The sequence below is a fragment of the Flavobacterium sp. FG139 genome (assembly GCF_057809695.1).
The window spans coordinates 69,771-83,115 of the sequence record NZ_JBMDKL010000007.1; the positions used below are offsets into that span (position 1 = coordinate 69,771).

At 36.1% G+C, this 13,345-nt stretch carries 12 protein-coding genes; 8 read left to right on the forward strand and 4 right to left on the reverse strand.

Annotated elements, in window-relative coordinates; translation table 11 throughout:
• Positions 1 to 13 precede the first annotated feature (13 nt).
• Positions 14 to 907 carry a S66 peptidase family protein gene (locus tag ACODSI_RS07460; RefSeq protein ID WP_488916331.1) on the reverse strand — a complete coding sequence of 298 codons (894 nt, stop codon included), beginning with the start codon at positions 905 to 907 and terminating at the stop codon, positions 14 to 16.
• 434 nt (positions 908 to 1,341) lie between these two features.
• On the opposite strand from ACODSI_RS07460, the gene metG reads away from it, so the two are divergent.
• The 4 genes from metG (at position 1,342) to ACODSI_RS07480 (ending at position 6,046) form a co-directional block, all read left to right on the forward strand.
• Positions 1,342 to 3,402, forward strand: coding sequence for a methionine--tRNA ligase (gene metG / locus ACODSI_RS07465; RefSeq protein WP_488916211.1), 2,061 nt, complete (start codon positions 1,342 to 1,344; stop codon positions 3,400 to 3,402).
• A gap of 256 nt (positions 3,403 to 3,658) precedes the next feature.
• Positions 3,659 to 4,663, forward strand: coding sequence for an adenosine deaminase (locus ACODSI_RS07470; protein WP_488916212.1), 1,005 nt, complete (start codon positions 3,659 to 3,661; stop codon positions 4,661 to 4,663).
• Between the two features lie 4 nt (positions 4,664 to 4,667).
• Positions 4,668 to 5,357 carry an HAD family hydrolase gene (locus ACODSI_RS07475; RefSeq protein ID WP_488916213.1) on the forward strand — a complete coding sequence of 230 codons (690 nt, stop codon included), beginning with the start codon at positions 4,668 to 4,670 and terminating at the stop codon, positions 5,355 to 5,357.
• 65 nt (positions 5,358 to 5,422) lie between these two features.
• On the forward strand, positions 5,423 to 6,046 hold the full coding sequence (locus ACODSI_RS07480) for a CatA-like O-acetyltransferase (RefSeq protein ID WP_488916214.1): 624 nt from the start codon (positions 5,423 to 5,425) through the stop codon (positions 6,044 to 6,046).
• On the opposite strand, the gene ACODSI_RS07485 is transcribed toward ACODSI_RS07480, so the two are convergent.
• Entirely contained in the window at positions 6,043 to 6,486 is a 444-nt protein-coding gene (locus tag ACODSI_RS07485; protein ID WP_488916215.1) for a hypothetical protein, read from the reverse strand. The genes ACODSI_RS07480 and ACODSI_RS07485 overlap by 4 nt on opposite strands.
• A 187-nt stretch (positions 6,487 to 6,673) precedes the next feature.
• A complete protein-coding gene (locus ACODSI_RS07490) occupies positions 6,674 to 6,997 on the reverse strand; it encodes a single-stranded DNA-binding protein (protein ID WP_488916216.1) in 324 nt (107 codons plus the stop codon).
• 402 nt (positions 6,998 to 7,399) lie between these two features.
• On the opposite strand from ACODSI_RS07490, the gene ACODSI_RS07495 reads away from it, so the two are divergent.
• The 4 genes from ACODSI_RS07495 to ACODSI_RS07510 are packed head-to-tail and all read left to right on the forward strand — an operon-like array spanning position 7,400 to position 11,228.
• On the forward strand, positions 7,400 to 7,750 hold the full coding sequence (locus ACODSI_RS07495) for a hypothetical protein (protein WP_488916217.1): 351 nt from the start codon (positions 7,400 to 7,402) through the stop codon (positions 7,748 to 7,750).
• 51 nt (positions 7,751 to 7,801) lie between these two features.
• On the forward strand, positions 7,802 to 10,183 hold the full coding sequence (locus tag ACODSI_RS07500) for a M28 family peptidase (protein WP_488916218.1): 2,382 nt from the start codon (positions 7,802 to 7,804) through the stop codon (positions 10,181 to 10,183).
• Positions 10,183 to 10,983 (forward strand): SDR family oxidoreductase, encoded by an 801-nt coding sequence (locus ACODSI_RS07505; RefSeq protein WP_488916219.1) that lies wholly within the window; start codon positions 10,183 to 10,185, stop codon positions 10,981 to 10,983. Before ACODSI_RS07500 ends, ACODSI_RS07505 begins: the two co-directional genes overlap by 1 nt.
• Positions 10,983 to 11,228: a CBU_0592 family membrane protein gene (locus ACODSI_RS07510; protein WP_488916220.1), complete on the forward strand. Its 246-nt coding sequence runs from the start codon at positions 10,983 to 10,985 to the stop codon at positions 11,226 to 11,228. Before ACODSI_RS07505 ends, ACODSI_RS07510 begins: the two co-directional genes overlap by 1 nt.
• A gap of 29 nt (positions 11,229 to 11,257) precedes the next feature.
• Here ACODSI_RS07510 and ACODSI_RS07515 read toward each other — a convergent pair whose 3' ends face one another.
• Positions 11,258 to 13,309: a M13 family metallopeptidase gene (locus ACODSI_RS07515; RefSeq protein ID WP_488916221.1), complete on the reverse strand. Its 2,052-nt coding sequence runs from the start codon at positions 13,307 to 13,309 to the stop codon at positions 11,258 to 11,260.
• Positions 13,310 to 13,345: the final 36 nt, after the last annotated feature.

Genomic DNA, 13,345 nt, shown 5'->3' on the forward strand with positions numbered 1-13,345 from the left:
AACATCTAACTAGCTATTCAAAAACTACTTTACTTTCCAAATCGTTGGCTTCTAATGTAACTTGTTTTCCAAAAATCAGCGCGTGATTATCGGCCATGTGACCTGCCGGAAAATTATAGATTATCGGAATGTTGTACTTCTTAGTCACATCATCAATAATCTCTAAGGCGTTTTTACCCCATGGAATCTCATTGTCGTGCATTTTGGTCATGCCGCCCACAATAATGCCTTTCAAACTTTCTAAACAACCGTTGCGTTTTAAGTTCATCATCATACGATCGATGTGGTACAAGTATTCGTCTAAATCTTCTATAAACAGAATTTTATCCTCACAATTCACCGCCGATGGGGACCCCAACAAACTGAATAAAATAGATAAGTTTCCGCCTACCAATTCGCCTTTGGCAGTGCCGTATCGGTTCATTTGATCACACGGAACGGTATATTGCAACGGTTCACCAAACAAGGCTTTGCGTAAACTTTCTTTGGCTTCTTCGGTCGCTTTAGCACTCACGGGCATGATGCCATGAATGGAAGCAAATCCGAGATTGTTCAAATGGCTGTGCAACACCGTAACGTCACTAAAACCTATAATCCATTTGGGGTTTTGTTTAAATTTTGTCCAGTCAAGTAAATCAATCATACGCACGGTTCCGTAGCCGCCTCTTACACACCAAATAGCTTTGATATTGGGATTGTCCATCATAGTTTGAAAATCGGCAGCTCGTTCTTCATCAGTTCCGGCCAATTGGTTATTGTCTAACCCTATGGTTTTACCTATTACTACTTCCAATCCCCAATTTTTCAACCAAGAAATAGCAGGTTTTAAATTATCGTCAATATTTTTACGTGCAGTGGCCACAATCGCAATGGTGTCGCCTTTTTTTAAGTACGGTGGTATAATCATCTTTTTTTGAGCATAAAGTTGGGAAAAGAATAATGAGAATAGAATATAGAAAATAGATTTCTTCATTTATTTTTGGTCTGAATAGCAAATGTATAAAAGTTCTGTTTATTAGAAATATTTTGGGGCACATTTGAGAAATTTAAAACTTTTGGAATGGATTTCTAAGATACTGTATTGATTCCCTAATTTATTTACTTCAAAATTTCATGTTCATCGTTCGAAATTTACTTTTAAAGCTTGAACAACGACTAACGAATTTTCAATGGTGAAGTTTTACCTAGCCCAGATAGTAGTGGAAATCCTTTTATGGAGCCTGTGGAATAAAAGATTGGAACGGATAGCTGGACACGAGCTCCAAAAGAGCGAACTGACAAAGTAAATAGCTACAAATAAAAAACTATTGCTTATTTTTGCAGTATATATACCGAATTACAATGTTAGAAAATCCAAAGAGATATACCATTACGGCAGCATTGCCTTATACCAACGGACCCATTCATATTGGGCATTTGGCAGGAGTTTATGTGCCTTCCGATATTTATGCGCGTTATTTGCGTTTGCAAGGAAAAGATGTGGCGTTCATTTGCGGAAGCGATGAACACGGTGTTGCCATTTCGATGAAAGCCAAAAAAGAAGGCATTACGCCGCAACAAGTGATTGACAAATACGACGGAATTATTCGAAAATCGTTTGTTGATTTCGGAATTTCGTTTGATAATTACTCGCGAACTTCATCGAAAATTCATCACGATACGGCTTCGGAGTTTTTTAGAAAATTATACGACAATGGCGATTTTATTGAAGAAGTAACCGAACAATTGTATGACGCCAAAGCGGATCAGTTTTTAGCCGATCGATTTGTGATGGGAACGTGTCCAAAATGTGGGAATGAAGAAGCGTATGGCGACCAATGTGAAAAATGTGGTTCGACCTTGAATGCTACCGATTTAATCAATCCGAAATCGACTATAACTGGTGAAACTCCGATTTTAAAATCGACAAAACACTGGTTTTTACCTTTAGATCGATACGATGATTTCTTGAAAGAATGGATTTTGGTGGGTCATGCTAAAGATTGGAAAACGAATGTTTTGGGACAAGTAAAATCGTGGTTAGACGACGGATTAAAGCCTCGTGCTGTAACGCGTGATTTGGATTGGGGAATAGACGTTCCAGTAGAAGGTGCCGAAGGAAAGAAATTGTATGTATGGTTTGATGCGCCAATTGGGTATATTTCGTCAACCAAAGAATGGGCGGCTCGTGAGGGAAAAGATTGGGAACCGTATTGGAAAGATGCCGATACGAAATTGGTTCATTTTATCGGAAAAGATAACATTGTGTTCCATTGCATTATTTTCCCGGCGATGTTGAAAGCCGAAGGCACGTATATTTTACCCGATAATGTTCCGGCCAATGAATTCTTGAATTTGGAAGGAAATAAACTTTCAACTTCTAAAAATTGGGCGGTTTGGTTGCACGAATACTTAGAAGATTTTCCAGACAAACAAGATTCGTTGCGCTATGCGTTAACGTCTAATGCACCAGAAACGAAAGACAACGACTTTACTTGGAAGGATTTTCAGGCGAGAAATAATAACGAATTGGCGGCAATTTTCGGCAATTTCATTAATCGTGTAGTGGTGTTGACCAATAAATATTACGAAGGAATTGTTCCGACTCCGAATGAATTTACTGAAGTTGATGAACAAACTTTAGCCGAATTAAAAGCCTATCCGGCGGTGATTTCGAGTTCAATCGAAAGATACCGATTCAGAGAAGCACAAGGCGAATTGATGAATGTGGCTCGTTTAGGAAACAAATATTTAGCAGATGAAGAGCCGTGGAAAATGGTCAAAGAAAATCCAGAACGCGTAAAAACCCAAATGTATGTTGCCTTGCAAATTGCTGCGGCTCTGCGTGTTTTATCGGAGCCCTTTTTGCCGTTTACCGCATGCAAATTGTCGGGTATTTTAAAAACTGACTTGAATTTGGGTTGGAATGATATTGCACAACGAACCGATTTACTTCCTGCAAACCATCAAATTGGTCAAGCCGAAATCTTATTTGCTCAAATAGAAGACGCCGAAATACAAAAACAGATTGATAAACTAGAAGCTACCAAAGTGGCCAATAAAGCTGAAAATAAAGTGATTGAACCACAAAAAGAAACGGCAACATTTGAAGATTTTTCGAAATTAGATTTACGTGTTGGAACGATTTTAGAGGCAGAAAAAATGCCTAAAGCCAACAAACTTTTAGTATTAAAAGTCGATACTGGAATTGATGTTCGTACCATCGTTTCGGGAATTGCCGAGCATTTTTCACCCGAAGAAGTAATAAGCAAACGCGTTACGGTTTTGGTGAATTTAGCACCCAGAGCCTTACGTGGCGTAGAAAGTCAAGGCATGATTTTGATGACGAATAACGCTGAAGGCAAATTGGTTTTCGTAAATCCAGATGCGGATGGTGTTGAGAATGGGGCTTTGATAAGTTAATGAAAAGCTATATTGTCATAGTAGTCTGTTTGATTCTATTCTTGTTTTCGTTGTTGGAAATTTATAATTTTTCAGCATTGTATAAAGACCAAGTAGAATTTAAAGCCATAATGGCTAAAAATGTTTCTGCCGATTACTGTTTTCATTTAATAGACGAAAGTGCTAGGTTAACTTCAATCATTGATTTCTTCAGTTATTGTGCCCTAACTTCATTAGTGTCCTTCGTTTATTTGATGTATAAAAAATTTAAAAAACCATGAAAAACTTCATATCCCAATTACCCAAAGCCGAATTGCATTTACACATTGAAGGTTCGTTTGAGCCCGAATTGATGTTTGCTTTGGCGCAACGCAATCAAATCGAAATTCCGTATAAAACGATAGAAGAAGTTAAGGAAGCCTACAAATTTTCATGTTTGCAGGATTTCTTGAATATTTATTATGCCGGAGCAAGTGTGCTGATTAACGAGCAAGATTTCTACGAATTGACGATGGCGTATTTAACCAAATGCCACGAAGAAAATATCCTTCACACCGAAATCATGTTTGATCCGCAAACGCATACCCATCGCGGTGTTGCCTTTGAAACGGTTATCAACGGAATTCAAAAAGCACGTGATGAAGCGCAACAAAAATGGGGTATTTCGTCATTATTAATCATGAGTTATTTGCGTCATTTATCTGAAGATGACGCTTTTGAAACGTTAAACCAATCGTTACCCTACAAACATTTGATAAAAGCCGTGGGATTGGATTCGTCTGAAAATGGAAATCCACCCTCCAAATTCTACAAAGTTTTTGAAGCCTCAGCCAAAGAAGGTTATGTGTTGTTGGCACATGCTGGCGAAGAAGGTCCGGCCGAATACGTTTGGGAAGCCATAGATGGATTGAAAATCGTTCGCATCGACCATGGAAATAATTGCTTAACTGATGACAAATTAGTTGACGAAATCATCAAAAGAGATATGGCATTAACGGTTTGTCCGTTATCCAACTTAGAATTGAAAGTGGTTACTGATTTGAAAGATCATCCGTTAAAAACCATGTTAAACAAAGGCATTAAAGCAACTGTAAATTCCGATGATCCAGCCTATTTTGGTGGCTATTTGAATCAGAATTTTACAGCCATTCAAGAAGCCTTAGAGTTATCTAAAGACGATTTGGTGACTTTGGCTAAAAACTCCTTTCACTATTCGTTGTTGGATGATAAAAGAAAAAGTGAGTTGATGCAATTGGTTGATGAATATGCATTAAAAAATTAAAAACATGAATCTTAAAGTAATTGCTTTCGACGCAGACGATACACTCTTTGTAAACGAACCTTATTTTCAAGAAACAGAGCATAAATTTTGTGCCTTGATGAGCGATTATTTGTCGCAACAAGGATTATCGCAAGAATTATTTCGAGTAGAAATTCAGAATTTAGACTTGTATGGCTACGGAATTAAAGGCTACATTCTCTCGATGATTGAAGCCGCTATGAAGATTTCCAACAATACTATTTCAATCGAAATTATTGAAAAGATATTGGAATACGGAAAAGAATTGTTGCAAAAACCCATCGAATTACTAGATGGTGTTGAAGAAACATTGGCACAACTTCACGGAAAATACAAACTTATTGTAGCTACTAAAGGCGATTTGAAAGACCAACAACGAAAACTTCACGACTCTGGTTTGGGACATTATTTTCATCATATTGAAGTGATGGCAGACAAACAAGAAGTAAATTATGAAAAATTGCTAAAGCGTCTGGAAATCAATGCTGATGAATTTTTTATGATTGGAAACTCATTAAAATCAGATGTGTTGCCTGTTTTAGAAATCGGAGGTCATGCCGTTCACATTCCGTTTCACACTACTTGGGAACACGAAAAAGTGAGTCATAAAGTGGAACATCCAAACTTTAGAACGTTGGAAAAAATTACCGACGTTTTACCTATTTTATTAAAATAATCTTTTTTCGCGAAATTTAACACTTTGAAATTTGTGCTAATTCGTGCAATTTGTGGCTATAAAAAATGAAACAAAAACTTAACCTCGATACTTGGAATAGAAAAGAACACTTTCTGTTTTTTAAACAAATGGAAGAGCCTTTTTTTGGTATTACAACCACAATTGACTGCACTATTGCTTATGAAAAAGCAAAAGAATTTGGCATTTCTTTTTTTACGTACTACTTACACAAAACATTAAGCGCCGTAAACAAAATTGAACCTTTTAGGTATCGAATAATTAATGACGAAGTGTATGTTTTTGATCAAATTGATGCTTCTCCCACCATACTTCGTGACGATAAGACTTTTGGTTTTTCTTTTATGAATTATGCAGAAAACATTCATGAATTTGCTGAAATTGTAGCCTTAGAAATTGAGCGTATACAAAATACAGAAGGTCTTTTTACACGATTATTTCCTGAGAATATAATTCATTTTTCTGCTTTACCTTGGGTTAACTTTAGTTCGTTTTCACATGCAAGAAGTTTTACTTTTCCAGACAGTTGTCCTAAAATTTCGTTTGGTAAAATGATGGATGAAAATGGTAAAAAAACGATGGCAATGTCGGTTCATGTACACCACGGATTAATGGACGGATACCATGTAGGTGAATTTGTGAACGAACTTCAAAAAGTGATGAACGATTAATTAATATACGTCCAATTTGCGCCATCACTATACACCGTAACCGTTCTCAAATTACCTTCATACATATAAATACTTGCACTTCCAACCGTTGAATTTTTTGGAAATAATAAGCCTGAAGCCGTTGTCAATTGTGCTGTAGTAGTATTGTTAATATTTCTTATTACGTAAGTCCTACCTGGAAAGCTTACCGGATTGGGCAACTGAAATTTATCATCCGTTGCACCTGGATTTATAGAAATGTAAACACCATCTGAAATTAACACGGCTGCACCGCCTGTGCCAGATCCGTTTCCAGATAAATTTACCACTTTAACGGATAAATTTCCATTGATATCGAGAGTACTTAAAGGTGCAGTGGTATTAATTCCAACTTGTGAAAACCCGCTTTGAAAAAAGCAGCCAAACACCATTAGTAAAAGTATTTGTTTGAGGTTATTCATCAGCTAAAAGTTAATTTTTTATGGATTGTTTACTAAAGGTATTAAATAAATTGACAGTTGCTAATTTAGTATCTTCCGAAAACGTTTTCGTGTTAAAAACTTCTTGTTTTCAGTCGAAATAATTCTACTTATAAACAAAAAAGGCAAAACAAAAATGTCTTGCCTTCTCCGCTTTAAATACTAAAATTTATTTACCAATAAGTACTAACTCATTAGCGACTACTTCGGTAACATAGCGTTTAATGCCTTCCTTATCTTCGTAGCTACGGTGTGTTAGTTTTCCTTCAATCGCAATTTCTTTACCTTTGGTAACGTACTTTTCTACTATTTCGGCCGTTTTTCCCCAAGCGATAACCTTATGCCATTCGGTGTTTTCTACTTTATCTCCATTTTCTTTGTAATACACATCATTGGTAGCGATGGTGATGTTGGCTAATTTTTTTCCTCCTTCAAGAGTTTTGATTTCTGGATCTTGTCCTACGTGTCCGATTAATTGCACTTTGTTTCTCATGGCGTTAAAATTTAAATAATTAATAAAATGTTTTTGTTAATGAATATGTCGTTGTTATTTTTCGACGAGGCAAAGTTGTGGCGACCTGCAAACTTTATTCGGTTGATAAGCGTTTAATTTCGGTTGTAATTGTTTGTAAACGTTTGTAAACGGAAAAATTTTAGTATATTTGATTGATTTTAAAAGAATTGTGATATAAATTTAAGATTGAAATTCATAGCAATTTTAAACAAAAGGAAAAGACAAATCCTATCTAGCCCTGATTATCTCACTACTTCAATGATTTTAATTGGAGTTCGATGAATTTCATTAGCAGTGGCATCCCGAAGCTTCGGGATACAACGAAAAGCAGGAATAAGGATTCCCGATAAAGCCCGAGCCATTGGCTTCAAAAATAAAAAGATGAGTAAAAACTGTTTAGAATGTGGTGAAAAAATCGTAGGTCGTGAGGACAAAAAGTTCTGCAGCGATGGTTGTCGCAATGCCTACAATAATAAAATAAACAAAGACAGCAACAATTATATGCGCAATGTAAACAACAAATTGCGTAAAAATTACCGTATTTTGTCGGAGTTAAACTCCGATGGAAAATCGAAGGCTACTAAATCGAAATTATTGAGTAAAGGCTTTGATTTTGGATTTTTTACCAATATATTGAGCACATCCACTGGCAATACCTATCATTTTGTATACGATCAAGGGTATCGTTTGTTGGAAAACGATTTGTATATGTTGGTTAAAAAAGAATACTAGATTAAACGTACGAAATATGAAGTACAAAGTAGATAGATTAAAATAGCATACATGAAAAAAAATTATACTTCTTTATATACTATATTGGTGCTAGTAGCCCTTGTTTTTGGAGTCTTCTTTATAATGATGCCGCAACGTTACGACACTACAGAAGCACCACTTTCTGAATTTTCTACTAAACGTGCGTTAGAAAAAGTAAAAGCAATGACCCTAAAACCGCATTACGTAGGTTCGCAAAATCATGATGTGGTAGCCAATTATTTGGTAAAAGAATTGCGCAATCTGGGTTTAGAAACTTCGCTACAAGAAGGGTTTACGATGACCGAAAAAGGCACTTTAGTGTACTCTAAAAACATCTTGGCACGCATCAAAGGTTCGGCGAACACCAAAGCTTTATTGTTGCTTTCGCATTATGATTCGGCGCCACATTCGTTTTCTTATGGTGCCAGTGATGATGCGAGTGGTGTAGCTACCATTTTGGAAAGTGTGCGTGCTTTTTTGCATACCAAAACGAAACATAAAAACGACATTATCATTCTGTTTTCAGATGCAGAAGAATTGGGATTAAACGGCGCTGCACTTTTTGTAACCCAGCACCAATGGGCAAAAGAAGTTGGTTTGGCGTTAAACTTTGAAGCTCGTGGTTCGTCAGGACCAAGTTATATGTTGATGGAAACCAACGATGGAAATGCCAAAATGGTAGATGCTTTTTCTACAGGAAAGGCACAATATCCGGTATCCAATTCGTTGATGTATAGCATTTACAAAATGTTGCCCAATGATACTGACTTGACGGTTTTTAGAGAAAGTGGCAAAATTCAAGGGTTTAATTTTGCTTTTATTGATAGTCATTTCAACTATCATACGATGCAAGATACCTACAATCATTTGGATCCGACAACTTTGGCACATCAAGGTTCCTATTTATTTCCATTGTTGAAATATTTTTCGAATGCTGATTTAACAAACTTGAATTCAAATGATGACCAAGTGTATTTCAGTATTCCGTTTGCCTTTGTGCATTATCCCTTTTCATGGATTTTACCAATGCTCATTTTAGCATTTATACTGTTGTTTTCATTTGTATTTATTGGTTTAGGAAAGCAATTGCTGCGCATGGATGAAATTATTAGAGGCTTCGGACCACTTTTTGGTGCATTAATCATTTCGGGTGCTGTAACTTATGTTTTGTGGAAATTATTATTAGGATTCTATCCACAATACAACGATATTTTACAAGGATTTACCTATAATGGCCACGATTACATTTATGGATTTGTGTGTCTGACTTTGGCGATTTGTTTCTTCATATATCGAAAAGAATCAAAGCGAAATTCGGAAATGAGCCAAATGATTGCTCCGTTAGTGCTTTGGTTGCTTATTAATGTTGGTGTTTTCTTCCAACTTAAAGGTGCCGGATTTTTAATCATTCCGGTACTATCCAGCACACTGATGTTGGTGTATTATGTGTTTACACAAAAATCGAATGCAGTTTTAAATATCATTTTAGCAGTACCATCTTTATTAATTATTGCACCCTTTATTCAGATGTTTCCTGTTGGTTTAGGATTGAAAATTTTGGTTGGAAGTGCTATTTTAAGTGTGCTAACCTTTACTTTGTTATTGCCCATTTTTGGTTCGTTTACACAAAAAAAACTTTGGGCTACAGCTTTCTTTTTACTAGCCTTTGGATTTTTTGTAAAAGCCCACCAATCGTCGGGTTACATTTATGGCAAAGCCAAACCGAATAGCTTAGTATATATTTTAAATGGCGATACCAACAAAGCGAATTGGGCGACTTACGACACCAATTTGGACGAATGGACAAAAGGATATTTGGGCGAACATCCAAAAGACGGAAAACCGTTAAACACCAATAAATTATACAGTAAATACGGCTCAGAGTTCACATTTATGGCTGAGGCTCCTTTGAAAAAAATAGCCAAACCAACCATTGAATTTGTCAAAGATTCAACCGTGGGCAACCAACGTTTTTTGAAAATTGTGATTACACCCAATCGAAAAGTGAATCGTTATGATGTTTTTTCTGATGCTAAAATACAGCATTTGAAAGCCAATGGCATGCAAGCTATCGAGTTGAAAAGCAATATTATTACTAAAAACAGCAACAAGATTTTGAGTTATTATGTGGTAAATAACATTCCGTTGACGTTAGAATTTTCTATCCATTCTAATCAAAAATTGGATCTAAATTTGGTTGAAAGTTCGTTCGATTTAATGAGCAATCCCTTATTCAGTATGGCCAAACGTCGCGACTGGATGATTCCGACGCCTTTTGTATTGACTGATGCTGTAATTGTAAAAGAAAAAATAAAAGCAAGTCGTAAAATAAATACAGAAAATCCAATCCGATGGAGAAGAAATAGTACAACCAAAGACAGTTTAACTGTTGTTAAAGACACCCTACGATAATGCATCAAATTAGTATATTGGGTTGTGGCTGGTTGGGATTACCTTTAGCAAATTCGTTGTTGGAAAAAGGGTTTTTGGTTAAGGGTTCAACCACTTCGTTAGAGAAGATTTCTATTTTGGAAAAAGAAGGAATTGTTCCTTTTCAGATTACCATGTCTGAAACTAAAATGGAAGGTGAAATCGAACTTTTTCTTGAAAACTCTGAAATAGTAATCGTTGATATACCACCAAAATTACGTGGTAATTCCTCTGAAAACTTTGTTGGGAAAATTCAAACATTAATTCCATATATTGAAAAAGCATCGATTAAAAAAGTACTTTTTGTAAGTTCGACTTCGGTGTATCCTGATAATAACAGCACTATTACAGAAGATTCACTTCCTAAACCTAATACAGAAAGTGGCTACCAATTGTTAGAAGTAGAACATCTTTTACAGAATAATCCCCAATTTAAAACAACTGTTATTCGTTTTGGAGGATTAATTGGTAATGACCGACATCCGATACGATTTTTAGCTGGTAAAAATAATGTTGAAAATCCTTACGCACCCATCAACATGATTCATCAAGACGATTGCATTGGCATTATTGAAAAAGTCATCGAACTCGATTGTTGGGGTGAAATTTTCAATGCAGTTGCGCCTTCACATCCTACCCGAAAAGAGTACTATACTAAAAAAGCTTTAGAATTTGGATTACCTTTACCCGAATTTGAAGAAAATAACCCTTCTGTTGGTAAACTAATTTTGAGTAACAAAGTAGCAACACTTTTAGAATATACTTTCAAAAATACCTTATAATGAATTTTAATGATTTAATAGGAACGATTGGCGTTGGTCTCATCCTTCTTGCCTATTTTTTAAATATGTTTTCCTTCATAAAAAAAGATGGAACCGTATATTTTACCATCAATATTGTTGGGGCTGGAATTGCGTGTTTTGCTTCAATATTGATTCACTTTGTGCCTTTTATTATTTTGGAAGGCGCTTGGGTTATAGTGAGTTGTATTGGGTTGTTAAAAAGCATAAAAAAATCCCAAGCATAACTTGGGATTTTTTAATCTATATTTTCTGATTACCAGATTTTTACTCGCTTATCTGGAGCCACATACATTCCGTCTCCTTCTTTAATATCAAATGCTTTCACAAAAGTATCTAAGTTGATTAACGGTACATACGCACGGTATTGTGCTGGTGAATGTGGATCGGTCTTCACTTGATTTTTCAAAGCTTCATCACGAATTTTTCCTCTCCAAATAGTAGCCCAAGAAATGAACAAACGTTGTTCTGGTGTATAACCATCAATCAATCCTGGGTTGCCATTTTCTTTCAAATACAATTGTAATCCGTCGTAAGCCGCATTGATTCCGCCTAAATCTCCAATGTTTTCACCTAAAGTAAATTTACCGTCAACGTGAATTCCTGGTAGCGGTTCTAAAGCCGAATACTGATCAGCCAAAGCACCACCAAGTGCTGTAAATTTAGCCAAATCGTCAGCCGTCCACCAATCAATTAAGTTTCCATCTGCATTATAACTGGCGCCTTGATCATCAAATCCGTGAGAGATTTCGTGGCCAATAACGGCTCCAATTCCACCATAATTTACGGCTTCATCCGCTCTATAATCGTAGAATGGCGGTTGTAAAATAGCTGCTGGAAATACAATTTCGTTATACGATGGATTGTAGTAGGCGTTAACCGTTTGTGGCGACATTCCCCATTCGGTTTTGTCAACTGGTTTACTCAATTTGTCTAGATCTTTTTTCCATTGCCATTTCGATACATTTTTCAAATTATCAAAATAGCTTCCACCTTCTGCTGGGCTTTTAATTGTTAATGCAGAATAATCTTCCCATTTGTCTGGATATCCAATTTTGATGGTCAATTTATTTAATTTTTCAATCGCTTTCAACTTCGTTTCAGCCGACATCCAAGTTAAATTATTGATTCTAGTTTCATAAGCACGAATGATGTTTTTAATCATGTTGAATGCTTTGGTTTTCGCTTCTGCTGGAAACATTTTCTCAACATATAATTTTCCTAAAGCTTCACCAACAGTACCATTCACTACTTGAAGTGCTTTTTCGTGACGTGGTCTTTGTTTTAACGCACCTGTTAATGTTTTTCCATAAAACTCCCAATTTGCCGTTTCAATATCGGTAGATAATTGACCTGAAGCACCTCTTAACAACATCCAACGCATGTAGGCTTTCCAGTCGTCAACTTTATTTTCTGTAAAAACAGTTTGCAAAGCTGCCATGTATCGTGGTTGCGATACAATAACGGTATCAACTTTTGCAATGCCAATTCCTTTTAAATAGGTATTCCAATCGATAATGGGCACCATTTTTTTCAAATCGGAAACTGCTGTTGGGTTGTATTGTTTTTTACTATCTCTACGTTCTACACGATCCAATCTTGGTCTCGACATCTGAATTTCTAAAGCTAAAATTTTATCTGCATCTGCTTTAGCTTGTTCTGGTTTTTCACCCAAGAACTGAAGCATTTTAGCTACGTGAAGTACATATTTTTCGCGTTTTTCTTTAGAATCTTTATCGTCAGAAACGTAATAATCTCTATCTGGCAATCCTAAAGAACCTGGTCCTAAACTCACTACATTACGGTTACTGTTTTTTTCGTCAGCTCCAATACCGAAACCAAAGAAACCAACACCACCACCAACAGCTTCCTCATTCATCATTAATTTTTGCAAATCGTTAATGTTTTTCACGGCATTAATTTTGGCCAAATACGGTTTTAAAGGTGCAATTCCTTGTTTGTTGCGAGCCACAGTATCCATAGCGGCTTTGTACATATTGATGGCTTTTCCTTGGTCGGTAGCCGACTTGTACTTAGGGTCTTTAGCGGCTTCTTTTAGAATTGCCAAAGCATCTTTATCGGTATTCTGACGCAATTCGTCAAAACTTCCCCAACGTGTTTTATCGGCAGGAATAGGTGTGTTTTTTAACCATGTACCGTTAACAAATTTGAAAAAATCATCGTTTGGTCTCACCGATTTATCCATTAAATCTAAGTTCAACCCGGTTTTTTGTTGTGCATTACCTTGGTTTAAAGCAAAAAGACTTGCTGCCAAGAAACCCAACTTAATTGTAGTTTGAAGTTTCATATTATTTCTTGATTGTTTCCACAAATCTATTAATTT